Origin of the sequence: Komagataeibacter swingsii, assembly GCF_003207895.1 — a bacterium.
Lineage (GTDB): Bacteria > Pseudomonadota > Alphaproteobacteria > Acetobacterales > Acetobacteraceae > Komagataeibacter > Komagataeibacter swingsii.
The window spans coordinates 110,241-135,808 of sequence record NZ_NKUB01000003.1 but is presented as its reverse complement, the minus strand read 5'-3'; the positions used below and the strand labels follow the sequence as shown (position 1 = coordinate 135,808).

Sequence of the window (25,568 nt, the reverse complement as noted above, 5' to 3'; positions counted from 1 at the left end):
CCTTAACGCGCCTGTTCTTCCGCCGCCGCCGTGCGCCACAGCGACAGGGCGACCGCAATGACCGTCGGCCCCATGAACAGCCCCAGCAGCCCGAACATGTGCAAGCCCCCCAGAATGGCCGTCAGCACCGCAAGGAAAGGGATGCTGGTGCTGCCGCTGATCAGCTTGGGCCGGACAAAATGGTCCCCCGCGCCATAGGCGACGGTGCCCAGCGCGGCCACGATGATCGCCTGCGTGACGCCATTGGCGGCAAAGGTCATGAGCGTGGTCGCGCACAGCAGGATCGGCCCGCAGAAGGGAATGATGCTGACCACCGCCGTCAGCAGCGTCAGCAATGCGGGATGGGGGGTGCCGGCGATGAAATAGCCAGCCCCCACCAGCACGCCCTGACCCAGCCCCACCAGCACCAGCCCCGCGACCGTGCCGCGCACCGCACCCACGGTATTGCGCATGACATCGCCCGTCCGCTCGCCAAGGAAACGGCGGCCGACCGCACGGATATCGGCCACCAGCGCATGTGACGCGGCAAGGTAGAAATAGACCGACAGCGTTGCGATGACGAAGGTTTCCGTCATTTCCATCACCCGGTGCGGCAGTTCGCGTCCGTCGCCGGTGGCGAACATGCGCGACGCGACGCCGGTCCAGTGCCGCAGTTCATCGGGGTCGGACAGGTAACGTTGCCACAGGGCCGACAGGCGCGGGCCAATGCGCGGGATTTCCCCCATCTGCGGCGAAACGGGAATGCCATCATGCAGCGCCCCGCGCCCCCATGCCATGAGCGAGGGCAGTTCCATGCCCGCCCGTACCGCCATGGCGATCATGGGTACGGCCAGCAGCGCGAAAATCCCCGCCGCGATCAGCCCCGCCGCAACCCGGTTGCCCATGCCACGCCCGACCAGCCGGTGATACAGCGGGTAGGTCGTGATGCCAAGGATACCCCCCCAGACAAAGGCGAACAGGAACGACTGTTCGATCCACGCGGAAAACAGCACGACCGCGCAGACAAATATGAAGGTCCCGATATACTGGGTCCGGCTCCGGTTTTCATCCATATGGCGTGGTCTGTTCCTGCTGTTTTCCAAGGCTCGGCGTAAAGACCAGGCACCCTAGCACGCCCTGCGTGGCAGGTGGCCGCATGTTTTCCCCATCCGCGCAATTTCATGATGGCCGCCACCGGACAGTTCAGCGCCCGTCCGGCCCCGACAGCAGCCTGCGCATGAAATAACGCGGAAAGAAAGGCGGCGGCCCGTCAAGCTGCCCGAATACCTCGAACCCCACCTTTTCATAAAAGGCGCGCGCCTGGAACGCATAGGTATCAAGCCACATATGGGTGCAGCCCCGCCTGCGGGCCTCGCGTTCAGCCATGTCAACCAGCCTGCGTCCCATGCCGCGCCCGCGCAGGCGGGGCGAGACGGCCAGCATGTCGATATGCATCTCCCCCCAGCGTGACTGCGCCACCAGCCCGCCGCGTATCGTGCCCGCCGCCCGGTCACGGATCACGATGACAAGGTCGTGGTTGTCGATATAGCCCACCACGCCGCGCGTGAAATCACGCAGGATGGCTAGCACCGCATCCTCATCCGCCCGGGTGGGGCGGGGCAGGATGGCAATATCCACGTCCGTGTCCACACCGGATGACCCCGGCATGCGGGCGCTGCATTCGCCTGTTGTATTCATTCCACTCTTTCCCGTCGCGGCCGCCGCCGCGCAATCATCCGCACCTACATGCCATGCCCGCTGACGCAGGCCAGCCGCAGGGCAGGACGGTATTCACGCAGCACGGCACGTAGCTGCCCGCGGGCATACGCCTGCCGGGCCTGCCGGTCCAGCCTGTCCCATACCGTTTGCGCCACCGCGCGCTGCCGTTCCAACGGGGGCAGGCATAATTCAAGCGAGGCAAGGGTCAGCGTATCCACTTCGGGGAACACGCTGCCCCCCGCGCGCCGCCGCAGTTCCGCACCCGCCACGCGCAGCAGCAGGGCGGCATAGCGCAGGTCCACATCCTGCCCGCGCGGCACAAGGGCCTTGCAGCCCTGGCTTACGGCCACGGGTACCGTTGCCATGCCGACACGCCCCACCGGCGCGCGGGTGGAAATGACCAGCGCGCCCGCCTCCACCCGCGTGGCCCGGCACGCCGCAAGCCCCGCGGCGGACAGCCCGCGCGCGCCACGCCCCACCCGTGCGGGCGGTCCGGCGGGCAGGTCGGCCGGGGTCAGCCACGTCACATCATCCCCCCAGTGGGCCGCGTTGCCCGTGGCGGGCGTGCCGCCGCCCACAATGTCAAACACGCTGCCCACGGGCCGCATTACCCCGCGCGTGGGCACCGGCCCGGGCCAGGCCGCGCCATCGGGCAGGATGGCGTGATGAATGATTGCCCGCGCGTATTCATCCGCCGCCGCTGCCTGTGCATCCAGTTCATGCAACTGCCGGTCAATACGGTCCATGTGCTGGTCCAGCGTCCGGGCGATCATGTGCTGGCGCTGCAATGGCGGGCAGGGCACGGGCAGGCTGTTCATGCACGCGCGGGTCAGCTTGGGGCGGGTCGTACCTTCCACAAACGCGCCAAGGGATACGGTATTGAGCGCATGCGCCAGAAAACGGCCATCCACGCCCGCGCGCGGGCGCAGCACATGCACATGGTTGCCCGCCCATAACGGGCCGTCATGGAAAAATGCGACATCGCGCAGCGGATCGAAAAAGGGGGCGCTGTCTTCCCCCAGCAGGACAAGCGGGCCGTCAAACAGCGCCCGGTCCACATATCCCGTAACACCGCTGGCCCCGTGATAGGGTACGCTCCCCGGCCGGCCGGCGCGCTGCGCGCGGTTGAGCGGCACCCGCCGCGCATCAAGGCAGTCCACCAGCGCCCCAAGCGGGACCATGGGCCAGCATGGCGCCGTCATGGCCAGTCCCCCCTGAAACCAGCCATCCCCTGCCAGCAGTCGCGCGTCATGGGGTACGGGTGGCGGGAAAAACACGACATGTCAATCATGGCCGACACTGGCGGCATGTAGCGGAATGATATAAAAGCCCACCCTGTTACCATACGGCAGACATGGCCATGCCCGACCATGGCTGACAGCAGGGTTGCATGACGCGTCCAACACAAGCCTTCGGGGCGGAATTCCGCTCCATCCTTGCCATTGCGGGGCCGATGGCCCTGTCACAGTTCGTCCAGATGCTTATGGGTGCGACCGATGACATACTCCTGGGCGGGCTGGGGGCGTCGGCGCTGGCGATCGGGGGGCTTGCAACCGGCACGTTCTTCACGCTCAACGCCATCCTTGCCGCCATGATCGAGGCAGGCGGCATCCTGCTGGCGCAGGCCCGCGGGCGGCAGGACCATGCCAGCCTGGGCACCATCATGACCTCGATGCTGGCGGTGGCGCTGGCCCTGTGCGTGCCCGAACTGTTCTGCCTGTGGCATGTGGACCGGCTGCTGGTATGGATGCACGAACCCGCCAGCCTGCGCGCGCCCGTCACCCATTTCGTGCACATGCTGATGTGGGCCGTGCCACCCGCGCTGCTGGGGCAGGGAATCCTGACCACGGCGCTGCCGGTCATGGGGGCGCAGGGGATCCTCATGCGCGTCATGCCCTGCATCACGGTGGTCAACGGGGTGCTGAACGCGACACTCATCCATGGGTGGTTCGGCCTGCCCGCGCTGGGCCTGTACGGATCGGCCACCGCCACGGTCGTGACGTTATGGTGCATGCCCCTCATCATGCTGGCGTTCGTGGCCCGCAGGCCAGAACTGCGCACGGCGCTGCGCCCGCGCGGGCATGAATGGGGTCCGACACTTGCCCTGCTGCGCACGGGCCTGCCCATGATGGCGGCCGCCATGGCGGAGGTCACGCTGTTCCAGGCCAACAGCCTGGAGGCCGCGCGGATGGGCAACAGCGCGCTGGCGGCGTTCCAGATCATGCTGGGCATGGGAGTACAGTGTTTCGTGGTATACATGGCGCTGGGGCAGGCGTGCAACATCCGCGTGGGATACTGGACCGGCCGGGCCGACCCGGTGATGATGCGACGCACCGCATGGGCCAGCATGGTGCTGGGCATTGCCGTCGCATGTGTCATGACACTGGTGCTGGCGCTGGGGCGGCATGCCATCATCAGCCTCTACCTGAATGTCACCCTGCCGGAGAACGCGCAGGCGGTCAGCCTTGCGCTGGGGCTGCTGCTGGTGGGGGCGGCGTTCCAGATCCCCGATGCGGCACAGGTCATCGCCACCGGCATCCTGCGCGGGCAGGGCGATACCGCGATCCCCATGGTGCTGGCCGTTCTGGGTTACTGGGGCATCGGATTTCCGGGTGGGGTTTACCTGGCCTTCCGCCACGGCATGGGACCGTCGGGACTGTGGTGCGGCAACGGGATCGGGCTGGTGGCGGTATTCGTGCTGCTGGCGGCGCGCATCGTATGGCGGATGCGCCCGGCTGGCAGAATGGAATGAACGCGTCCGCAGGCTATAGCCGCTTGTGCATTTCGTCACGGATGGCATTGCATTTTTTTGTAAACACGCCCGCCTGCGACGCGGTCATGAAATTGATGAGGAACGCCCCCAGCAGCGAACAGAAGGACAGGATGATCAGCACCCGTCCCATCAGCGATATGATCCCGCCATAATGCACGGCCGAGTACCACAGCAGCCCGAGGCTGAGCACCGCGCCAAACACCCCCAGCACGCCGGTGGAGCGGATAAGGGATTCCTCCTCGCGGATGAAGGTGGAGGATTCCTGCCATAACAGGAACAGCTTGCGGTCCATTGCCTGCACGGCCGCGGCATAGTCCTCCGCGTCATCCGGATGCTGGTGGTCCGTGCCACCGCGATGCAGTTCCAGTTCCTGCCGGGCCTTGGCAAAGACACGCCTGCGTTCCTTGATGGCGGGCAGGCTGATATCGACAAAGCTGAGGATGGCGACATTCAGACCCGCTGATAGCTGGATCACCGCCTGGAAATCACCCCAGATCACAGGTTGTCCCCATTGGGGCACACATGACTGCGCACTGCAAAGAACCCTGACAAGTTGGATAACGGGCCGGCCTGTTCACACTGCTGCCAAGGCCCGGCGCGCGATATGGTATGGTGGCACGCCTGCATTCAGGGTTAGCATGAAGTGTGATGAATATCCATGTTCCCTCCACCTATGAGGTCTACCGCGGCTGGCAGTCCATCCAGGGGACCGGGCTGGAAATCGGCACGGCCGTGTTCCTTGTCCTTGCGCTCGGGCTGGCCGGCGGCATGGCGGTGTTCCTGCTGCCGACCTTCATCGCCTGCCGGCGCAGGGTGCATAACGCGGCGGTGGTGGCGGTGGTGAACTGCACCACCGGCATGACCGGGGTGGGGTGGGTGATTGCGCTGCTCATGGCGTGCATGATGGAAACCGACACCCAGCGCCATGCCCGGCTGCGGCGCAGCGAACCGGCAACCTTCCTGAGCGTGCCCTGAGACCCTTTTTTTAAACAAGGCAGCGTTCTTCAAAGCGTTTTGAAAAAAGCTTCACCAAAAACTTCTTTCAATTTGCATGATGGCCCAAAGACGGAATTTCCCGATGCGCTCGCGCCAAAAGCCCGGACAGCAGGACGAAAAAGGGGGCACACCCAACCGGCATGCCCCCTTTTTATCGACCCGATGCAGTCAGGCGCGCCTTACTGCTGCTTGTACAGCAGCCGCGCGCGCAGGGTGCCCTTGAGCGCGCGCAGGCGGTCAAGGATGCGATTGTCCTTTTCCACATCGCGGCCGGTATCGGCTTCGACCACCACGTAACCCAGTTCACCCGCCGTCTGCAGGTACTGCGCGGTGACATTGCAGGCTTCGGAGGAAAAGATCTCGTTGATCTGCAGCATGATGCCCGGCACGTTGCGATGCACATGCATGAAGCGCGTGCCGTGCGGGTTTTCCGGCAGTTGCACAGTGGGGAAGTTGACAGCCCCCAGCGTGGAGCCGACATCGGAATATTCCACCAGCTTGCGCGCCACTTCCACGCCAATGCGCTCCTGCGCTTCCGCCGTGGACCCGCCGATATGCGGGGTCAGGATCACGTTGTCCAGGCCACGCAGCGGGGTCTGGAATTCCTCGCCAGCCGCTTTCGGCTCCTTGGGGAACACGTCGATCGCGGCGCCCAGCAGGTGGCCGTCCTTCAGGGCGGCGGCCAGCGCGTCAAGGTCCACCACGTTGCCACGGGCGTTGTTGATCAGGAACGAACCCTTCTTCATCGCACGGATCTGGGCTTCGCCAATCATGCCCGCCGTTTCCGGGGTCTGGGGCACATGCAGGCTGACCACGTCGCTGATTTCCAGCAGGGTTTCCAGCGTATCGACCGGGGTTGCATTGCCATGCACCAGCTTGTCGATCACGTCGTAATAGAACACGCGCATGCCAAAGGCTTCGGCCAGCACGGAAAGCTGCGACCCGATGGAACCATACCCCACGATACCCAGCGTCTTGCCGCGCACTTCCCAGCTGTTGGTGGCGGATTTCTTCCAGATGCCGGCGTGGCATTCCTCCGACTTGGGGAAGATGCGGCGCATCAGCATCACGATCTCACCCATGACCAGTTCGGCAACGGACCGCGTGTTGCTGTACGGCGCGTTGAACACGGGAATGCCCGCTTCACGCGCCGCACCCAGGTCCACCTGATTGGTGCCGATGCAGAAACAGCCGATGGCGATCAGGCGGTCAGCCTTCTCGATCACGTCGCGCGTCAACTGCGTGCGCGAACGGATGCCAACGATATGCACGCCTTCCAGCGCCTTCTGCAGGGCGTCGCCTTCCAGCGCCGTTTTCAGGCGGGTGACGTTTTCGTATCCGTTGTCCTTCAGCAGCTTTACGGCACTGTCATGGATGCCTTCAAGCAGGAGGATGCGGATCTTGTCCTTGGGAAGGGAAAGATGTCCGTTGGATTGGCTGGTCATGTCGCGTGCTCCCGCTTCTGTACGGTCAAGATGGGTCCGTCCCTATCCGATTGGCCGTGCCCCCGCTAGGGGGAAAGATCAATTACGACCGTTACTTTATGGCAATGGCGGCGACAGCAGCCGCGTCACACGGGGCAGCAGGCCGCCATCCCCCACCGCCAGGACCGTGCCATCACCATCGGCGCGCAACGGCTGTCCAGCCCAGTCGGTCATGCGGCCGCCTGCCCCTTCCACCACCGGCACAAGGGCGGCCCAGTCCCATATCTTCATGGTACATTCGGCAATGATGTCGATCTGCCCCAGCGCCAGCAGGCCATAGGCGTAACAGTCCCCACCCCAGCTCGTGCGCTTGGCGGCGGCGGCCAGCGCGTCAAAACCGGGCCGGTGGAGAGCATCAAGGATTTCGGGCGCGGTGCATGACAGCTCCGCCCGCCCGACATCGGCGCAGGGCCGCGTGACCGGCGTGCCGGGCAGGGTGGAGACATAGCGCGTGGCCTCGCCACGCAGGCCGATCCACCGTTCCCCTGTCACGGGCTGGTCGATCACGCCCAGAACCGGGACATGGTCATGCAGCAGGGCGATCAGCGTGCCAAAGGTCGGTCGCCCGGTCAGGAAGGCGCGCGTGCCATCTACCGGATCGATCACCCAGCGGTAAGGGCTGTCGCCGCCTTCCAGCCCGAATTCCTCCCCCATCACGCCAAAACCGGGCAGGCGCTCGGACAGCACGGCCCGAATCGCGCGTTCCGCCGTGCGGTCGGCTATGGTGACGGGGCTTGCGTCATTCTTGTCATCCGCGCGCACGCCCCGGCGGAAGAACGGCAGCACCACGCTGCGCGCGACATCGGCTGCGGCCTGTGCCGCTTCCAGCACCGCATCACGCGGAAACCCGGCGGGCAGGGCGGCCATCAATGCGCCTCCGGCCTGAGGGAATTGAGGTAGGCGATCACATCCGCGCGTTCGGTTTCCGATGTGATTCCGGGGAACGACATCTTGGTGCCCGATGCATATTCGGCAGGGGATTTCAGCCACGCGGACAGGGTGGTGTTGGTCCACGTCTCGTCCTTGTGCGCCTTCAGCGCGTCCGAGAATTCGTAACCCGGGATATCGCCCACATGCGTGCCGACCACGCCAAACAGGCCCGGCCCGATAATGGCCGGCCCCTGGGGAGCCATGCTGTGGCACATGGCGCATTGCCGGTCGGCTATGGCGTGGCCCTTTTCAACGCTGGCCCTGGCCACCAGATCGTCAATGGACGCGCCCGCGGCGGCCGCCGGGTGGGGAATGGCCACGCCGGGCTTTGCCGGGACCTGTTCCGGCACGGCGGTATGGGCGATGCCCCAACTGGCCCCGACCGCGAGTGCTGCACAGAGGCAGGCGGCCCCGATCTGGTTAAGGCGTACACTGTCCATGAAATCGGGCGTCCTTCCCATACGGTTGCATGAAAACCGCTCCTTACCTAGACTGCCGCGCGCCCTGTGTGAAGCACGCACGGCAGCGGACGGCCCCCGCCGCCGCCACAGATACGGATGGCCCAGACCCAGATCCCATGAATCCCATTGTCCTGATTCCGGCCCGGATGGCCTCGACCCGGTTGCCGGGCAAACCGCTTGCCGACATTGGCGGCCGCCCCATGATCGTCCATGTGCTGGACCGCGCGCGTGCCGCAGGTATCGGCCCCGTGGCCGTCGCCACGGCGGAGCGTGAAATTGCCGATGTGGTGGAACGCGCGGGCGGCACGGCGGTCCTGACCGATCCCGCCCTGCCGTCGGGGTCCGACCGCATATGGCAGGCCTTGCAGCATCTGGACCCGCAGGGGGCGCATGACACCGTCATCAACCTGCAGGGCGACCTGCCGGGCGTTGAACCCGAAACCCTGCGTGACGTGCTGCGCCCGCTGGCGGATCCCGGCACCGATATCGCAACCCTTGTCGCCCCGGTACGCGATCAGGCGGAAGCGGGGGCATCATCCGTGGTCAAGGTCGCCTGCACCTTCGGGGCGGATGCGCAGGTGGCCCGCGCGCTGTATTTCTCCCGCCTGCCCATACCGTGGGGGGACGGGCCGCTATGGCACCATGTCGGTATCTACGCCTATCGCCGCGCGGCGCTGGCCCGCTTTGTCGGCCTGCCCGAAAGCGGGCTGGAAAAGCGTGAGAAGCTCGAACAGCTTCGCGCGCTGGAAGCCGGCATGACCGTGGGCTGCGCGCGGATCGCCACCGCGCCCTTTGGCGTTGACACGCCCGCCGACCTTGAACGCGCGCGCGCCACGCTGGGGGGCGGGGCATGAACGGGGAACGCATCATCGCCTTCCAGGGCCGGCCCGGCGCGTATTCGGACCTTGCGTGCCGGCAGGCGCGGCCCGGCTGGACCACGCTGCCATGCCAGACATTCGCCCAGACCATCACCGCCGTGCATGACGGGCGGGCCGAACTGGCCATGCTGGCATGTGAAAACAGCCTGGCGGGCCGGGTGCCCGACATCCATGCCCTGCTGCCGCAGGCGGGGCTGTTCATCGTGGGGGAACATTTCCAGCGCGTCGAGCATTGCCTGCTGGGCATACCCGGCAGCACGCTGGCCGATGCGCGCCGCATCCATACCCATCCCGTCGCCATGGCGCAGGTACGCGGCATCATTACCGAACTGGGGCTGGACCCGGTGGTGGAATTCGACACCGCCGGCGCGGCCGAGATGGTGCGCGGGTGGGGGCGCAAGGAAGATGTGGCCGTGGCATCGGCCCTGGCGGCCGAACTGAACGGGCTTGAAATCCTGCGCCGCAATGTGGAGGACGCCGCCCATAACACCACACGCTTCTACATCGCGTCCCGCAGGCCCGATGCCCTGCCACCGCCCGGGCCGGGGTTCATGACCACGCTGCTGTTCCGCGTCAACAACCAGCCCGGCGCGCTGTACAAGGCGCTGGGCGGCCTTGCCACGGCGGGCGTGAACATGACGCGGCTGGAAAGCTACATGCTGGAAGGATCATTTTCCGCCACGCAGTTCCTGATGGATGTGGAAGGCCACCCCGAAGCCCCGCCGCTGGCGCGCGCGCTGGACGAACTTTCGTTCTTTTCGGAACAGCAGGAGATCCTGGGCGTCTATCCCGCATCGCCCTTCCGGCGAAAACCCTGATGGGGCGGGCATGGCGGGCATGTTTTGCCCCCCGTGCCATTGTCTATATAACGGTATTGTCCGCCCCACGCCCCGGGGCCGGCCACAGGACACAACGTGCCGGACCCACCGGCGCAAGCACAGCCACGACACAGGATCCAGGTGGAAACAACCATGTTCAAGGGTTCCATTACCGCCCTTATTACCCCCATGAACGAGGACGGGTCGCTGGATCTGCCCTCCATGGGCCGATTCATCGACTGGCAGGTCCAGCAGGGCGCGTCCGCCCTGGTGCCGGTCGGCACGACGGGCGAAAGCCCGACCCTGACGCATGAAGAACATGCCAAGGTGGTGGAATTCACCATAAAATCCGTGGCGGGGCGCGTGCCCGTCATTGCAGGCGCCGGGTCCAACAGCACGGCGGAAGCGGTGGCCATGGCCCAACAGGCGCAGCAGGCGGGGGCCGCGGGCGTGCTGGTGGTGACGCCGTATTACAACAAGCCTACACAGGAAGGGGTGTACCGCCACTTCATGACTGTCGCGGACGCCATCAACATCCCGCTGATCCTGTATAACATTCCCGGCCGGTCGGTCATCGACATCTCGGTCGAGACCATGGCGCGGCTGGCGCAGCATCCCAACATCATCGGGGTGAAGGATTCCACCGCCAACCTGCTGCGCCCGCTGCTGGTGCGCCGCGCGGTGAAAAAGCCGTTCAACCAGATTTCGGGCGAGGACGGCACCGCCGTGTCCTTCCTGGCCGCCGGTGGCGACGGATGCATAAGCGTGACCGCCAACGTCGCCCCCGCCCTGTGCGCGCAGGTGCAGCAGAGCTGGAATGACGGGCATGTTATGGACGCCATGGAACTGCAGGACCGGCTGCTGCCGCTGCATGACGCGCTGTTTTGCGAAAGCAACCCCGTGCCGGTCAAATTCGCCGCAAGCGTGCTGGGCCTGATGGGGGAAACATGCCGCCTGCCGCTGGCCCCGTTGAGCGACGCCAGCCGGGAAAAGGTCAAGGCCGCCCTGTCCGCCGTCGGGCTGCTGGACTGAGCCATGGCACCCAGGAACAAGGGCAGCGGCATGATCTCGACCGGGATCGCAGCCCAGAACCGCAAGGGCCGTTTCAACTACACCATCGTTGACACGGTGGAGGCCGGCCTTGTGCTGAAAGGCCCCGAGGTCAAGAGCCTGCGCATGGGCCGCGCCACCATAAACGAAGCCTATGCCGGTGAACGCAATGGGGAAATATGGCTGATCAACAGCTATATCCCCGAATACCAGGGCGGCGTGCTGTCGCGGTTCGAACCGCGCGCGCCCCGCAAGCTGCTGCTGCATAAGAAGCAGGTGGACAGGCTGCTGGGGGAAGTCGCGCGCGATGGCGTGACCCTTGTGCCGCTGGACATCCACTTCAACAGCCGTGGCCTTGCCAAGCTGACGCTGGGCGTGGGCGAGGGGCGCAAGAAAGCCGACAAGCGGCAGGCCATAGCCGACCGCGACTGGCAGCGCGACAAGGCCCGGCTGATCCGTAACAAGGGTGGCGACTACTGATCCGCCACCCCCTTGGGACAGGGCATGTTTTTAAAGGCTGCTTCAGAAGCCTGCCCATGAAACAAATTCGAGACTGTTTGAAAACAACGCGTTGATAAAAATAATAAAAGTTTTCAGGTGCTGCCTTTTTTCAAAAAGGCAGCGTTCTTTCGAAGCTTTTGCAAAAGCTTCACCAAAAACTTCTTTTAATTTTAAAGCGCTATCATGAGCTGACTTTTCAAACAGTTTCTTACAAATTCAGGAAAATTTCTGATGAAGCTTTTCCCAAAAAGCTTCAGGCGATAGGCGATCCACCTTTTTGAAAACAGGTGACTTTCGGAAATTTTTCCATCAGGCCGTTGTCCTGAAGGTGCGCTCTTACGCGCCACACAGGCATCAAGGCTGATCCGCATGCATATGATGCGGAAGGCACAATAAAAAACAGGGCTGCCCCAACACCGGGACGGCCCTGTTTCATTTCATCCGTTCATCCTGCCCGCACCGCCATGCTGGCGGGGCGCGGGACAGGGCAGGGGGATCAGTCCACCGACAGTGCTGCCGCCTCGGGGCCTTTCTGGCCTTCGACAACCTGCACGTTTGCCGTCTGGCCTTCCGTCAGGCCGGACAGGCCCGAGCGTTCCAGCGCGGAAGCATGAACGAAAATGTCCTTGCCACCGTTTTCCGGCGTGATGAAGCCAAAGCCCTTCGTGGCGTTGTACCACTTGACCGTGCCGCGCATGTCCTGCGCATGCGACAGGTCGGGGGCGGGACGACCGGAGCGGGAGAAACCGCCACGCGCGCCGGGTGCTGCGCCAAAAGCCGCGCGCGGGCGCTCGGGCTGGGCCGTGCTCTCGTCAACGGATACGACGCTTGCGACCTGGCGGCCCTTGGGACCCTGGCCGATCTGCACCACCAGCGTGGTGCCGGGAGCGACCGTCGCGTGCCCGGTGGGGTTCAGGGCGTTGGCGTGCAGGAACACGTCACCCGAACCGTCCGCCAGCTCGACAAAGCCGAAGCCCTTTTCGCTGTTGAACCACTTTACAGTGGCGCTGATTTCCGGGCCGGATGCGACGATCTGGGGACCACCACCTCCGCCACCAAAGGAGCGGCGCGGCGGCGGGGCGCCGCGATCACCAAATGAAGGCGACGACATGAAATCATCGTCAAACCCGCCGCGGCGCGGGGAGCGGGAGCTGCGGTCGGTCCTGTTACTTCTCAACGGTCGTAATCCCGAGGTCTAGGTGGTGGCTGCCCCAAGGGGACATCACCGAATGAAAGCACGTTTGCAGGATGGAGACTGCCTGCATATCGTTACCCCCTGTTCAGGCGGCCGCGATTGCAGGAAAACATTCCCTGTCCCACGGTGATCCTAGCATAAATCGCATCGGCATCAACAACACCAAAGCATATTCCCGCCTTTGGTTTCCACACGAATTTTCATTCGTGAACAGTTTGTGAGGGGCAGGGATGCAAAAAGTCGTGAAAAAGGTGTAGATTAAATTCATGAATGTTGCTTGATTTCCACTCGCATTCGCACATTATCAATGGGCAACGCCGCAGATGGCATGCCCCCATACTGGTAAGAAAACGATCCATGCCCAACACACTCCCCCCACGCCGAGGGCGCGGCCGCCCCCCAAAAATCGCCCGTGCGCCGGAAGGTACACGCGCCATGCTGGTGCGCGCAGGTGTTGGACTGCTGACAGAAAAGGGTTTTTCTTCCACCTGCGTGGACGACGTGCTGAACGCGACCGGCATTTCCAAGGGATCATTCTACTACTGCTTCAGCAGCAAGGAAGATTTCGGGCAGGTGCTGATCGACAGCTACGCCAGCTATTTCAACGCCAAGCTCGACCTGTGGCTGACGGACAGGGCGACGCCGCCGCTGCAGCGCATGCTCAATTTCATGCATGACGCGCGGGCAGGCATGACGAAGCATGGTTTCCGCCGTGGCTGCCTGATCGGCAACCTGGGACAGGAAATCGACATGCTGCCCGATTCGTTCAGCGGATTGCTGCTGACGATTCTCGAAGGCTGGGAACTCCGCGTGACGGACTGCCTACTGGCGGCATGCGGCCCGCACCCGAGTGCGGCGCAGCGGCGGCTGTGCGCGCGGCTGTCACGCCATTTCTGGATCGGGTGGGAAGGGGCGGTCCTGCGCGCGCGCATGGAACATGACCCCGGACCGCTGGACCTGTACGCAGCCTTCTACCTTGCGCAGGCGGCGGCCGAGCTGGGCATCAGGCCGCCCGCCACGGCTATCCCGCACGGATCGCCCGTACCGCCCGCGCCCGCGCAAACAGCTCAAGCAGCAAACTGATGGCCGGAACCCGCGCACGCAGCGCGGCCGGGGCCTCGGCGGGTGGCGTGTCGACAATGCGCCGCGCGTCCTGCGCCGCCAGCCGCAGCAGCATGTCCACATGCAGCGGGCTGGCCAGCCGCAGGCCCGGCAGGCCGGACTGACGCCGCCCCGTCAGGTCGCCGCCGCCACGCAGGCGGAAATCCTCGTCGGCGATCAGGAACCCGTCCTCCGTCTCGCGCAGCAGCGCAAGCCTGCGCCGCGCGGTCTGGCCCAGTCCGGCATCATGCAGCAGCAGGCAGTAGGATTCCGCCTGCCCACGCCCCACGCGCCCGCGCAACTGGTGCAGTTGCGCCAGGCCGAAGCGTTCGGCGTGCTCGATCACCATCACCGTGGCGTCGGGTATGTCCACGCCCACCTCGATCACCGTGGTCGCGACCAGGATACGGGTCTTTCCCGCCGCGAAATCGGCAATGGACTGCTCGCGCACTGCGATATCCTGCTGGCCATGCGCCAGCCCCACGGCGCTTTCGCCAAAATGGGCGCACAGGGCGGCGTGGCGGGCTTCGGCCGCGGCGATGTCGCTTGTCTCGCTTTCACTGACCAGCGGGCAGACCCAGAATATCCGCGCCCCCCGCGCCAGCGCGCGCTCCATCCCCGCCAGCAGGTCCCCCATGGCCGACAGCGCATGCAGCGACGTGCGCACCGGCTTGCGCCCCGCGGGCTTCACATCCAGCCGGCTGACCAGCATGTCCCCCCACTGCGTCAGCAGCAGGCTGCGCGGGATGGGGGTGGCGGTCATGACCAGCACATCTGTGCGTGTGCCCTTTTCCCCCAGCAGGGCACGCTGTTCCACGCCAAAGCGGTGCTGTTCATCAATGACCGCCAGCGCAAGGTCGTGGAACACCACGCTGCCCTGGAACAGGGCGTGGGTGCCGATCACCAGCCGCGCCGTGCCATCGGCGATCATGGCCAGCGCCTCGCGCCGGGCCTTGCCCTTCACGCTGCCGCTGAGGAAGGCGACCGGCACGGGCGACAGCTTGCGGAAGGTGGCAAGGTGCTGGCGGGCCAGGATCTCGGTCGGCGCCATCAACGCCGCCTGGTGGCCTGCCTCCACCGCCGCCAGCATGGCCAGAAGGGCGACCAGCGTCTTGCCCGCGCCCACATCCCCCTGCAGCAGGCGTGTCATCTGGCGGGGCGCGGCAAGGTCGGCGTCGATTTCGGCCAGCGTGCGGACCTGGGCCGTGGTGGGTTCATGGCCAAAACGCGACAGGGCAATGCGGCGCAGGCTGCCGTCACCCACCACCGCGCGCCCTGGCCGCAGCCGGTTGAGCCTGCGCGCCTGCGCCATGGACACCTGCTGCGCCAGCAGGTCATCGCAGGCCAGCCGGGCGCGGGCGCGTTCGGACGCGGCCACCAGCGCATCACCTTCCAGCAGGCCGGGCATGTCATACGGGCGGTGCAGCGTGCGCAGCGCGTCCCCGAACCCCGGCCACTGCCGCTGTTTCAGCACGCTGGCGTCCTGCCATTCGGGCAGGGGCGGGAACACATCGAACGCCGCGCGGATGGCGGCGCGCACCTGACCGGGAAACAGCCCCGCCGTCAGCGGCCAGACCGGGTCCAGCAGCGGTATTTCCGCCATGCGGGCGGCCGGCACCAGATAGTCGGGATGGGCCATGTTCAGCCGGTCGCCAAAACGTTCCAACGTGCCCGATACGCATATGTCCTGCCCCGCTTCCAGCCTGCGCACCAGATGGGGGGAAAAGAACACCAGGTCCGCATCCGCCGTGCCATCGGTCACGACAACGCGCCATGGCCGCTTGCCCCGGCCACCGCCGGGCGCTGGCGGCACGACGCGGCTGACCGTGACATGCAGCGTGCACACGCGCCCCGTTTCCGCCTGCCCAAGCGTGGGCCGGTAGCGCCGGTCCACCACCGATTCCGGCAGGTGGAACAGAAGGTCGATCACCCGCCCGCCACCGGCCACCCGCGCCAGCAGCCTGGCCGTGGCGGGTTTTACCCCCTTCAGGGTCTCCACCCCCGCAAGCAGCGGGGCAAGAAGGGAATTGGCGGGCGGCAAGGCGGTATCGGACACGCGGCGGTTCATCCTGCGGGGTGGCATGCTTGTCATGCGGGCTGACAGATGCCCGCATGAGGGCTATAGGACACCTGCGTTACGGAACAAAACACAACCATCATGGGTGGAACGCAATGGAAGCCAGAACGCCTGACCTCTCGCGCCTCGATACACGGCGGCGCAAGATATATTACCGCGCCACGCATCGCGGCACACACGAAACCGACGTGCTGATCGGGGGCTTTGTCGCCCCCCGGCTGGAAGGCATGACCGAAGCCCAGCTTGACGCGCTGGAAGCGGTGATGGACCTGCCGGATGCCGACCTGGCCGACTGGCTGAGCGGCCGCCGCCCGGTGCCGGACGAACTCAATACCCCCATGATGAAGGAAATCATGGCCGACGCCACCGACCCCGCGCGGCTTGCGGCGATCCGGGGCGGAAAATGAACGATACGGCAGGTTTCTCGCTCGCACCCGGCGCGCCACTTCCCGTATGGGGCGTGCCGGATGGGTATGACGCTTTCCTGCTGGCGCGCAGGGCGGGCGAACAGGGCGGGCCTGTGCTGCATGTCTGCCGTGACGATGCCGCCATGGCGCGCATCGCGGACCTGCTGGCCTTTGTCACGCCGGGGGCGGAAATCCTGCGTTTCCCGGGCTGGGACTGCCTGCCGTATGACCGTGTCTCCCCCAATCCCGCCATCGTGGCGGAACGGGTGGCGACACTGACCCGCCTGCTGGAAAAGGCCACGGCACCCCGCATCGTGCTGACCACGGTCATGGGGATCGTCCAGCGCGTGCCGCCGCGCGCGGCCTTTGCCGGGCAGTCGATCACCATAAAGGCGGGTGAGAGCCTTGATGCGCCGCTGCTCACGGAACTGCTGGTCGCACATGGCTACAACCGCACCGACACGGTGATGGACCAGGGCGAGTTCGCGACCCGTGGCGGCATTTTCGATATTTTCCCCGCGGGCGACAGCGAGCCGGTCCGCCTCGACCTGTTCGGCGACGAGGTGGAGAACATCCGCCGCTTCGACCCCGGCACCCAGCGTTCAACCGCGAAGATCGACAGCCTGACCATGCGGCCGGTGGCGGATTTCAGCCTTGATCCCGCCTCCATATCCCGCTTTCGTACCGGCTGGCGCGACCTGTTCGGCCCTGCCGCCGCCAGTGACCCGCTGTACCAGCACATATCCGAAGGCAGGCGCCATGCGGGCATGGAGCACTGGCTGCCCCTGTTCCATGAACAGATGGAAACGCTGGTGGACTACCTGCCCGGCGTGTCCATATCGCTGGCCAACCAGGCAGAGGAAGTGCTGGCCACCCGGCTGGAAATGATTGCCGACCATTACGACGCCCGCAAGCAGCCGACGCGCGAAGGCGAGGTACCCTACCGCCCGCTGCCGCCGCACCTCATGTATCTCGACCGCAAGGGGTGGGATGCGATGATCGCGGGGCGCAAGGCCGTGGTGTTCATGCCCTTCGCCCAGCCTGACGGCGCGCCGGGCATGGATGCGGGCGGCCGGCCCGGCCAGATGTTCGCCAAAACCGTGACCGATGGGCGTGAAAACGTCTTCCCCATGCTGCATGCGAAGGTGGAGGAATGGTCCCAGACGGGCCGTCGCGCCTACGTCACGGCATGGAGCCGGGGATCATGCGAACGCATTGGCGTGCTGCTGCGTGAATACCGCCTGCCGGTGCAGACCTGCGCCACCTGGAAAGAGGCCCAGAAGCTGAGGCCCGGCATCGTCGGCCTGCTGACGCTGGGGCTGGACCGTGGCTTCGTGGCCGACAACGTGGCCTTCGTGTCCGAGCAGGACCTGTTGGGCGAGCGGATTTCCCGCCCGCCGCGCCGCCGCAAGAAGGCGGACCAGTTCATATCCGAGGCATCGGAAATTGCCGAAGGTGACCTGATCGTCCATCAGGATTACGGCATCGGCCGCTATGACGGGCTGGAGACGATTGGCGTGGGCACGGCGCCGCATGACTGCCTGCGCCTGATCTATGACGGCAATGAAAAGCTGTTCCTGCCGGTCGAGAATATCGAACTGCTCAGCCGCTTCGGCTCGGATCAGGCCCACGTGGCGCTGGACAGGCTGGGTGGCGCGTCGTGGCAGTCGCGCAAGGCGAAGATGAAGCAGCGCATCCGCGACATGGCGGGTGAACTGATCCGCACGGCGGCCGCGCGCGCCCTGCGCGAAGCGCCCGCGCTGACGCCAGAGGACGGGATGTGGGATGAATTCTGCGCCCGCTTCCCCTTTGTCGAGACCGAGGACCAGTCCCGCGCCATTGCCGACGTGCTGGATGACATGGCATCGGGCAGGCCGATGGACCGGCTGGTCTGTGGCGATGTGGGCTTTGGCAAGACGGAAGTCGCCCTGCGCGCCGCCTTCGTCGCCGCCATGTCGGGTGCGCAGGTGGCGGTGGTGGTGCCGACCACGCTGCTGGCACGCCAGCATTACCGCACGTTCTCCGCCCGCTTTGCCGGGCTGCCGGTCAATGTGGCGCAGCTTTCGCGCATGGTCACGCCCAAGGAGGCGACCGCCGTGCGCAAGGGGCTGGCCGATGGCACGGTCAATATCGTGATCGGCACGCATGCCCTGCTGGCCAAGACCGTCAAATTCGCCGATCTCGGGCTGCTGATCGTCGATGAGGAACAGCATTTCGGCGTGGCCCACAAGGAAAAGCTGAAGGCCCTGCGCGAAGACGTGCATGTGCTGACGCTGTCCGCCACCCCGCTGCCACGCACGCTGCAACTGGCGCTGACCGGCGTGCGCGAGATGAGCCTGATCGCAACGCCCCCCACCGACCGGCTGGCGGTGCGCACCTTCATCATGCCGTTCGACAGCGTGGTGATCCGCGAGGCGATCCAGCGCGAGCGCTTCCGTGGCGGGCAGGTGTTCTGCGTCGTGCCGCGTATCGAGGACCTCGACCGCATGGCCGCGCGCCTGCACGAAATCGTGCCCGACGCCCGGCTGGTACAGGCCCATGGCCGCCTGACGCCGACCGAACTGGAACGGGTCATGACCGAGTTCAGTGACGGCAAATATGACATCCTGCTGTCCACCAACATCGTGGAAAGCGGGCTGGACATGCCCGCGGTCAACACGCTGATCATCCACCGTGCCGACATGTTCGGGCTGGGCCAGCTCTACCAGTTGCGCGGGCGCGTGGGGCGCGGCAAGCAGCGTGGCTATGCCTACCTTACATGGCCACAGACACATGTGCTGTCGGCGGCGGCGCAGAAGCGGCTGGAAGTCATGCAGACGCTGGATACGCTGGGCGCGGGATTCACGCTGGCGTCCCACGACCTTGACCTGCGTGGGGCTGGCAACCTGCTGGGCGATGAACAGTCGGGCCATATCCGTGAAGTGGGCATCGAGCTGTACCAGCAGATGCTGGAAGATGCGGTAGCCGACCTGCGCACCGAAAAAGGGCGGCGCAAGCTGCAGGATCGCGACTGGACCCCCAACATCATCCTTGGCCTGCCGGTGCTGATCCCTGACACCTATGTCACCGACCTGCCGGTGCGCCTTGGCCTGTACCGCCGCATCGCGGCGCTGGCCAATGATGCGGAGGTCGAGGCGATGGAAGCCGAACTGGTGGACCGCTTCGGCACGCTGCCCGACGAGGTGCGCAACCTGCTGGATGTCGTCACCCTCAAGCGCATGTGCCGCGAGGCCGGGGTGGAACGGCTGGAGGCAGGCCCCAAGGGCATGGTCATCCAGTTCCGTGGCAATACGTTCGCCAACCCGGCGGGGCTGGTGGCGTGGATTGCAAGGCAGAAGGAAGCCAATGTCCGCCTGCGCCCCGACCACAAGCTTGCGATCATACGCGAAATGACCAACGCCCAGCGGATCACGCAGGCGCGCAAGGTGCTGACGGCGCTGCTCAGGCTGGCGCGGGAGGATGCCAGCATCCCGGCCTGAACAGCCCGCCCGCCAGCGCAGGGTGCGAAAATATCCGTATCCTGCGCTGTACGGTGCCGGGTCCGGGCATGGAAGCGCGTGAAATATTATGGAAGTTCTTGGTGAAGCTTTTTGAAAAAGGCGGCACCCGGAAACTTCGATTACTTCCGCGCGCGTATCAACGGATGGGCAGGGGAATGTGGTTGACGGTCATCACGCCGCCTTCCCAGCTTACATCCCATGACGTACCACCGGCTGCCGCCTTGTGGCCGAACAGCTTGGCCAGGATCAGCGCCGCGCTGGCCCGCGTCTGCCCCGCATTGCGCAGGGTCTCGATCACGGCGTCAAGGTTCTGCACCTGTATGTGGCCTGTGGCGGATGACGCATCGGTATTGCCGGTCAGGTTGGCGTCGCCATTGCCCGTGATCTGCATGGTCCCGCGCTGCGCGTTCAGCGATGCGACATGCAGGGGCACGCGTACGTTTTCCGGCGGGTGGCCGGCTATGGCGGCGGCCAGCGGCACCAGCGAATCACTGGGTACCGAGGCATTGGCCGTGGCCTGCTGCGGCAATGCGCTGGCCAGTAGCGTATTATGCGTGCCGGTTATGCCGATGCCCTGTGTGTCCAATGTCAGCGTGGCCGGGGCGCTGTCGCTTTTGGCACCAGCCAGATGCAGGTGCGCCCGGCGGAAGGACAGTTTTGTCCCCCCATTGGTCAGTACGCCGCCCTGCCATGTCAGGTCATAGCTGCGGCCCGCGCGCAGCCCGTCCATGATGGGGGTGGCGGCGGAGATGAAATAATCCTGCGCGCAGCCCTGGGAATGATGGCCCGTCAGCGTCGCCAGCATGACGAGGGAGGCCACGTCCTCCATATCGCGCAGCGCCTGCGGACCAAGCCCGGTGCCGCTGGCTGCAATGTCGGTGGCATGAAACGTCTGGTCCGCGCCCCCTGCCAGCGCCAGGTCATAGCCATGACCGGCCAGCGTGCTGTCGCCACGGGGCTGGCTGCTGGCCACCTGTACATGGCCACACGTGCCGGGAAGGGCCGAGGCCCCGGCCGACCCGATGCAGGACAGGGCCGCGAGGGCGGTGGTGATGAGTAATTTCTTCATTTGCGGCACAAGTTGGCGTGATTACGCGCCTGATGCAATCGGGTATGATATGCCCACCGCCATGATGAAACATTTGTACTCATTGGCCCATGCTGCGCCGGATTGATTCCTTCCTGGCTTGCTTGCTGGCCACCGTGGCGCTGGCAAGCGTGCTGCCCTGCCACGGGGTGGGGGCCAGGGTATTCAATATCCTTGCCATCATCATGATCGCGAACATGTTCTTCCTGCAGGGCGCCCGCCTGTCGCGCCGCGCGGTGATGGAGGGGATGCTGGGGTGGCGAATCCATCTTGCCATCCTGTCATGCACGTTCGTCATGTTTCCCCTGCTGGGCATGGCACTGCACGCGGTGCTGCCGGGCATGCTGGATGCATCCATGTGGACGGGCGTCCTGTTCCTGTGCTGCCTGCCGTCAACGGTGCAGTCATCCATCGCGTTCACCTCCATCGCGCGGGGGAACGTGGCCGCCGCCATCTGTTCGGCCACGCTGTCCAACATACTGGGCATTTTCCTGGCCCCGCTTCTGGTCGGCATCGTATTCGGCCGGCACGCCGGCAGCAGTGGCGGGGGGATCATGCCCATCGTGCTGCAACTGCTGGTGCCCTTCATCGCGGGGCAGGTGGCCCAGCCATGGATCGGGGAATGGGCGCACCGGCATAAGAAACTGCTGTCCTTTTCCGACCGGGGATCGATCCTCATCGTAGTCTATACCGCCTTCAGCGAAGCCGTGACCCAGGGGCTGTGGCATCGCCTGCCACCATTGCAGCTTGGCCGCGTGGGCGTGGTGGACGCGGGGCTGCTGGCGATCGTGCTGGGGCTGACCCTGCTGACGGGATGGCTGGGCCGCTTTCCCCGTGGGGACCGGATCGCCATCGTGTTCTGCGGGTCCAAGAAATCACTGGCATCGGGGGTGCCGATCGCCAGCGTGCTGTTTTCGCCTGATGATGTCGGGCTAATTGTCCTGCCGCTGATGATCTACCATCAGGTCCAGCTTTTCGCATGCGCGACGCTGGCCCGGCGCATGGGCGCGCGCGGGGACGGGGACTGAGCGGGTCATTCCCCCTCGCGCATATCCGTACGGCCCGGTATGTAGGCACGCCAGACAGGCCATATTGGCCCTGCAACCGCATGAATGGTGGAGAGAGATGACAGGACTGGATCCGGACAACTGGGATGGGCTGCGCGCCCTTGGCCACCAGATGGTGGATGACATGATCGACCGCCTGTCCACCCTGCGTGACCGCCCGGTCTGGCAGCCCATGCCCGAGGCCCTGCGCGCGCGGTTGCGGACCGGCCTGCCGCATGGCCCCACCCCGCCGGAAGACCTGTACGCCCGTTTCCGCGAACTGGTCGAACCCTATTCCACCGGCAACGTGCATCCCGGCTTCATGGGCTGGGTGCATGGGGGCGGCACGGCGGTCGGCATGCTGTCGGAACTGCTGGTGGGCGGGCTGAACGCGAATTGCGGCGGCCGGGACCATGCCCCGATCGAGGTCGAGCGCGAGATCATCCGCTGGGCCGCCGAGATGTGCGGCTTTCCCGGCACCACCACCGGGCTTCTGGTCACCGGGTCGTCCATGGCGAACATGATTGCCGTCATCACCGCCAGCCGCGCCGTGCCAGATGGCCTGGAGATGCGCGCACGTGGCGTGGGCACGCGCCGGCTGGTGGGCTATGCCGCCGCCACCGCCCATGGCTGCATCGCGCGCGCGTTCGACCTGACGGGGCTGGGCACCGACGCCCTGCGCGTGATCCCGGTAGGGCCGGACAACCGCATGATCATGCCCGAACTGGAACGCGCCATCGCCCGCGACCGCGCGGCGGGGCTGGAACCGTTCATGGTGATCGGCACAGCGGGTACGGTGGATACCGGGGCGATTGATGACCTGAATACGCTGGCCGATATCGCGGCGCGGGAAGATATCTGGTTCCATGTCGATGGCGCGTTTGGCGCGCTGGCCATGCTGTCCGATACGTTGCGGCCCGGCCTGCGGGGGCTGGAGCGCGCCGATAGCGTGGCCTTTGATTTCCATAAATGGGCGCAGGTGCAGTACGACGCGGGCTGCATCCTTGTCCGCCGTCCCGGCGCGCAGGCTGCAGCCTTCGCCCAGTCACGCGCCTACCTTGCGCGCGAGGACCGGGGCCTTGCCACCAACGCGCCATGGTACTGCGACCTTGGGCCTGACCTGTCACGCGGGTTCCGCGCGCTGAAGGTCTGGATGACGCTGGGAACCTATGGCGCGGATGGCATGGGGAACATGATCGCCAACTGCTGCGCCATCGCCCGGCATCTAGCGGACCGGGTGGAAACCAATCCACGCCTGCAACTGCTGGCCCCGGTTACGCTGAACATCGTGTGCTTCCGCATCATCGCGCCGGTGGCCGACCTGGACCATTTCAATGGGGAGGTGGTGAAGGACCTGCATGAAAGCGGGATCGCGGCCCCTTCGACCACCGTCATCAACGGGCACAAGGCCATACGCGCGGCCATCGTCAACCACCGCACCACCAATGCGGATGTGGACCGCATGCTGGATGCGCTGCTGGAGCTTGCGGACCGCCGGCTGACGGCAGGTTAATAAAAGTTTTTGGGCGCCGTCTTTTTTCCAAAAAGGCGGCGTTTCCTGAAGCTTTTTGAAAAAAGCTTCACCAAAAACTTCTTTAATTTTCAGGGTGTTTTGCAGGCTGACTTGAAAAAGCCCCGCCATACAACCGGGGCGGGGCAGGGGACTCAGCCGCCGCGCCTGCGGCCGCGCGCGGCTTCTTCCTCAAACAGTTCGGACAGTTTCTTCATCATGGTACCGCCCAGTTCCTCGGGGTCAGTGATGGTCACGGCGCGGCGGTAATAGCGCGTCACGTCATGGCCGATGCCGATGGCCAGCAGTTCGGTGCTGGTGCGCGTTTCGATATGCGCGATGACTTCGCGCAGGTGGTTTTCCAGATACGACCCCGGATTGGCCGACAGCGTGCTGTCATCCACCGGCGCGCCATCGGAAATCACCATCAGGATGCGCCTGCCTTCGGGCCGCGCGGCCAGGCGCCGCTGCGCCCACAGCAGGGCCTCGCCATCAATGTTTTCCTTCAGCAGTCCTTCACGCAGCATCAGGCCAAGGTTGCGCCGCGCGCGCCGCCACGGCACGTCGGCGGCCTTGTAGATGATGTGGCGCAGGTCGTTCAGCCGACCCGGATTTTCGGGCTTGCCCTCCTGTATCCACAGCTCGCGGCTGCGGCCGCCCTTCCACGCGCGGGTGGTGAAGCCCAGCACCTCCACCTTCACCGCGCAGCGTTCCAGCGTGCGGGCCAGGATGTCGCCACACATGGCGGCCACCGAAATCGGCCGCCCACGCATGGACCCCGAATTGTCGATCAGCAGGGTGACGACCGTATCGCGGAAATCGGTATCGCGTTCGCGCTTGTACGACAGGGACAGCATGGGATTGACCACGATGCGCGACAGGCGGCCCGCATCCAGCATCCCTTCCTCAAGGTCGAATTCCCACGCGCGCGTCTGCTGCGCCATAAGCTTGCGCTGCAGGCGGTTGGCCAGCTTGGACACCACGCCCTGCATGCTGACAAGCTGCTGGTCCAGCGTCTGGCGCAGGCGGAACAGTTCCTCCGCGTCGCACAGGTCCTCGGCGGCTGTTTCCTCGTCATACACGGTGGTGAAGGGGTGATAGGTGGGGGAGGATTCAGCCGCCTCCGCCTCGTTCTCACCGGGGCCGCCGGCTTCTTCCGACCCGCTGGCCGACCCGCCCTGTTCGCCGTCATCGGGGTCTTCATCACCAGCGCCCGTGCCCTGCGACATCTGCATGGGCAGGGAATTGTCGTCTTCCTCCGGCCCTTCGTCCTGTGGCTCGGGCGTGGTGTCGTCGGTCTCTTCCTCGTTTTCGCTACTGGCGGCTTCCGCTTCGGACGTGCCATCATCGGCCACTTCGTCCGGCGTGGTGTCCTGCTGCATCAGGTCACAGGCCATGAGCAGCCTGCGCGCGGCCTGCGCGAAATCGCGCTGGCTGTCCTGCCGCGTCACCATTTCATCCAACGCGCGCAGGGCGGCAGGCGGCAGGCTGTCGGACCAAGCCTTCATGAGGTCACGCATGGAAGCGGGCACCGGGCGGCCCGACATGCGCGCGCGCGCCAGCAGCCCGAGGGCAACCGGGGTCGGCAGTTTCGTATGGCTGGGCAGGCGGTCCAGCCCCATATCGGTGCATTCCTGCGCCAGGCGGGCGTCAAGGTTGGCCGCAACCCCGGCCATATGCCGCGCGCCAAGGCTTTCGACCCGTGCCTGTTCCAGCACGTCATAGACTTCACGCGCCTCGCCCGGGGGCGGGCTGGCGCTGTCGTGCAGCGCCACGTCATGATGGCGCAGGCGCAGGGCGGCGGCATCGGCCGCGCCCCGCATGCGGGTCACTTCGGCCTCCGTCATCCGCCGTGACGGGTGGGGCAGGCGGACATGCGTGCCGGTAACCGAAGCCCCCGACGGCACCGGGCCATTGAGGAACGAGACCTCGGCCTGCGCCTGACCGCCCAGCGCGCGCACGGCGCCAACCGTCGCGCGCTTGAAGCCCTCGGCCTGGCGGGCTTCCTGCTCGGCCTGTGGGGTAGGGGGTTTTTTCCGGTTCTCACGCATGCCTT

At 65.6% G+C, this 25,568-nt stretch carries 23 protein-coding genes; 11 read left to right on the top strand and 12 right to left on the bottom strand.

Going from position 1 to position 25,568, the window contains the following annotated elements; genetic code table 11:
* Positions 1-2: 2 nt before the first annotated feature.
* From CFR76_RS04060 to CFR76_RS04050, 3 genes are all read right to left on the bottom strand, one after another.
* On the bottom strand, positions 3-1,052 hold the full coding sequence (locus CFR76_RS04060; protein WP_110555963.1) for an AI-2E family transporter: 1,050 nt from the start codon (positions 1,050-1,052) through the stop codon (positions 3-5).
* Between the two features lie 130 nt (positions 1,053-1,182).
* Positions 1,183-1,677 carry a GNAT family N-acetyltransferase gene (locus CFR76_RS04055; protein WP_110555962.1) on the bottom strand — a complete coding sequence of 165 codons (495 nt, stop codon included), beginning with the start codon at positions 1,675-1,677 and terminating at the stop codon, positions 1,183-1,185.
* A gap of 44 nt (positions 1,678-1,721) precedes the next feature.
* Complete coding sequence (locus CFR76_RS04050) at positions 1,722-2,975, bottom strand: restriction endonuclease subunit S (RefSeq protein WP_244191775.1); 1,254 nt, start codon at positions 2,973-2,975, stop codon at positions 1,722-1,724.
* Positions 2,976-3,088: 113 nt separating this feature from the next.
* On the opposite strand from CFR76_RS04050, the gene CFR76_RS04045 reads away from it, so the two are divergent.
* Complete coding sequence (locus CFR76_RS04045; protein WP_110555961.1) at positions 3,089-4,450, top strand: MATE family efflux transporter; 1,362 nt, start codon at positions 3,089-3,091, stop codon at positions 4,448-4,450.
* Between the two features lie 13 nt (positions 4,451-4,463).
* Here the strand turns inward: CFR76_RS04045 and CFR76_RS04040 are convergent, their stop codons facing one another.
* Entirely contained in the window at positions 4,464-4,970 is a 507-nt protein-coding gene (locus CFR76_RS04040) for a hypothetical protein (protein ID WP_025438561.1), read from the bottom strand.
* Positions 4,971-5,119: 149 nt separating this feature from the next.
* On the opposite strand from CFR76_RS04040, the gene CFR76_RS04035 reads away from it, so the two are divergent.
* Positions 5,120-5,446: a superinfection immunity protein gene (locus CFR76_RS04035; RefSeq protein ID WP_110555960.1), complete on the top strand. Its 327-nt coding sequence runs from the start codon at positions 5,120-5,122 to the stop codon at positions 5,444-5,446.
* A gap of 200 nt (positions 5,447-5,646) precedes the next feature.
* On the opposite strand, the gene serA is transcribed toward CFR76_RS04035, so the two are convergent.
* The 3 genes from serA to CFR76_RS04020 form a co-directional block, all read right to left on the bottom strand.
* Entirely contained in the window at positions 5,647-6,912 is a 1,266-nt protein-coding gene (gene serA / locus CFR76_RS04030) for a phosphoglycerate dehydrogenase (protein WP_110555959.1), read from the bottom strand.
* A 96-nt stretch (positions 6,913-7,008) separates the two neighbouring features.
* On the bottom strand, positions 7,009-7,818 hold the full coding sequence (locus CFR76_RS04025; RefSeq protein ID WP_110555958.1) for an inositol monophosphatase family protein: 810 nt from the start codon (positions 7,816-7,818) through the stop codon (positions 7,009-7,011).
* Positions 7,818-8,321, bottom strand: a complete 504-nt coding sequence (locus tag CFR76_RS04020) for a c-type cytochrome (RefSeq protein ID WP_110556072.1) — start codon at positions 8,319-8,321, stop codon at positions 7,818-7,820. Before CFR76_RS04020 ends, CFR76_RS04025 begins: the two co-directional genes overlap by 1 nt.
* Before the next feature lie 137 nt (positions 8,322-8,458).
* Here CFR76_RS04020 and CFR76_RS04015 point away from each other — a divergent pair, with 137 nt between their 5' ends.
* The 4 genes from CFR76_RS04015 to smpB all read left to right on the top strand — a co-directional run bounded on the left by CFR76_RS04015 (position 8,459) and on the right by smpB (position 11,568).
* Entirely contained in the window at positions 8,459-9,196 is a 738-nt protein-coding gene (locus CFR76_RS04015; protein ID WP_110555957.1) for a 3-deoxy-manno-octulosonate cytidylyltransferase, read from the top strand.
* A complete protein-coding gene (locus CFR76_RS04010; RefSeq protein WP_110555956.1) occupies positions 9,193-10,038 on the top strand; it encodes a prephenate dehydratase in 846 nt (281 codons plus the stop codon). The genes CFR76_RS04015 and CFR76_RS04010 overlap by 4 nt, the downstream gene beginning before the upstream one ends.
* 153 nt (positions 10,039-10,191) lie before the next feature.
* Positions 10,192-11,070 (top strand): 4-hydroxy-tetrahydrodipicolinate synthase, encoded by an 879-nt coding sequence (gene dapA, locus CFR76_RS04005; RefSeq protein ID WP_110555955.1) that lies wholly within the window; start codon positions 10,192-10,194, stop codon positions 11,068-11,070.
* A 3-nt stretch (positions 11,071-11,073) separates the two neighbouring features.
* Positions 11,074-11,568, top strand: a complete 495-nt coding sequence (gene smpB / locus CFR76_RS04000; RefSeq protein WP_110555954.1) for an SsrA-binding protein SmpB — start codon at positions 11,074-11,076, stop codon at positions 11,566-11,568.
* A gap of 274 nt (positions 11,569-11,842) precedes the next feature.
* Here smpB and CFR76_RS17665 read toward each other — a convergent pair whose 3' ends face one another.
* Positions 11,843-12,025 (bottom strand): hypothetical protein, encoded by a 183-nt coding sequence (locus CFR76_RS17665; protein WP_146222633.1) that lies wholly within the window; start codon positions 12,023-12,025, stop codon positions 11,843-11,845.
* Positions 12,026-12,085: 60 nt separating this feature from the next.
* Complete coding sequence (locus CFR76_RS18650; protein ID WP_038508088.1) at positions 12,086-12,766, bottom strand: cold-shock protein; 681 nt, start codon at positions 12,764-12,766, stop codon at positions 12,086-12,088.
* 375 nt (positions 12,767-13,141) lie between these two features.
* On the opposite strand from CFR76_RS18650, the gene acuR reads away from it, so the two are divergent.
* Positions 13,142-13,867, top strand: a complete 726-nt coding sequence (gene acuR / locus CFR76_RS03990; RefSeq protein ID WP_456305899.1) for an acrylate utilization transcriptional regulator AcuR — start codon at positions 13,142-13,144, stop codon at positions 13,865-13,867.
* Here acuR and recG read toward each other — a convergent pair.
* Entirely contained in the window at positions 13,806-15,953 is a 2,148-nt protein-coding gene (gene recG / locus CFR76_RS03985; RefSeq protein WP_110555952.1) for an ATP-dependent DNA helicase RecG, read from the bottom strand. The two genes, acuR and recG, sit on opposite strands and share 62 nt — an antisense overlap.
* A 104-nt stretch (positions 15,954-16,057) precedes the next feature.
* On the opposite strand from recG, the gene CFR76_RS03980 reads away from it, so the two are divergent.
* Together CFR76_RS03980 and mfd are read left to right on the top strand one after the other, a co-directional pair.
* Positions 16,058-16,369 carry an FAD assembly factor SdhE gene (locus CFR76_RS03980; protein ID WP_010507900.1) on the top strand — a complete coding sequence of 104 codons (312 nt, stop codon included), beginning with the start codon at positions 16,058-16,060 and terminating at the stop codon, positions 16,367-16,369.
* Entirely contained in the window at positions 16,366-19,848 is a 3,483-nt protein-coding gene (gene mfd / locus CFR76_RS03975) for a transcription-repair coupling factor (RefSeq protein WP_110555951.1), read from the top strand. The genes CFR76_RS03980 and mfd overlap by 4 nt, the downstream gene beginning before the upstream one ends.
* A 157-nt stretch (positions 19,849-20,005) precedes the next feature.
* Here the strand turns inward: mfd and CFR76_RS03970 are convergent, their stop codons facing one another.
* A complete protein-coding gene (locus CFR76_RS03970; protein WP_110555950.1) occupies positions 20,006-20,938 on the bottom strand; it encodes a hypothetical protein in 933 nt (310 codons plus the stop codon).
* An 89-nt stretch (positions 20,939-21,027) separates the two neighbouring features.
* Here CFR76_RS03970 and CFR76_RS03965 point away from each other — a divergent pair, with 89 nt between their 5' ends.
* Together CFR76_RS03965 and CFR76_RS03960 are read left to right on the top strand one after the other, a co-directional pair.
* Complete coding sequence (locus tag CFR76_RS03965; protein WP_110555949.1) at positions 21,028-21,984, top strand: bile acid:sodium symporter family protein; 957 nt, start codon at positions 21,028-21,030, stop codon at positions 21,982-21,984.
* A 97-nt stretch (positions 21,985-22,081) separates the two neighbouring features.
* Positions 22,082-23,515, top strand: a complete 1,434-nt coding sequence (locus CFR76_RS03960) for a pyridoxal phosphate-dependent decarboxylase family protein (RefSeq protein WP_110555948.1) — start codon at positions 22,082-22,084, stop codon at positions 23,513-23,515.
* Positions 23,516-23,667: 152 nt separating this feature from the next.
* Here CFR76_RS03960 and CFR76_RS03955 read toward each other — a convergent pair whose 3' ends face one another.
* Positions 23,668-25,563, bottom strand: a complete 1,896-nt coding sequence (locus CFR76_RS03955) for a cobaltochelatase CobT-related protein (protein ID WP_110555947.1) — start codon at positions 25,561-25,563, stop codon at positions 23,668-23,670.
* Positions 25,564-25,568 lie beyond the last annotated feature (5 nt).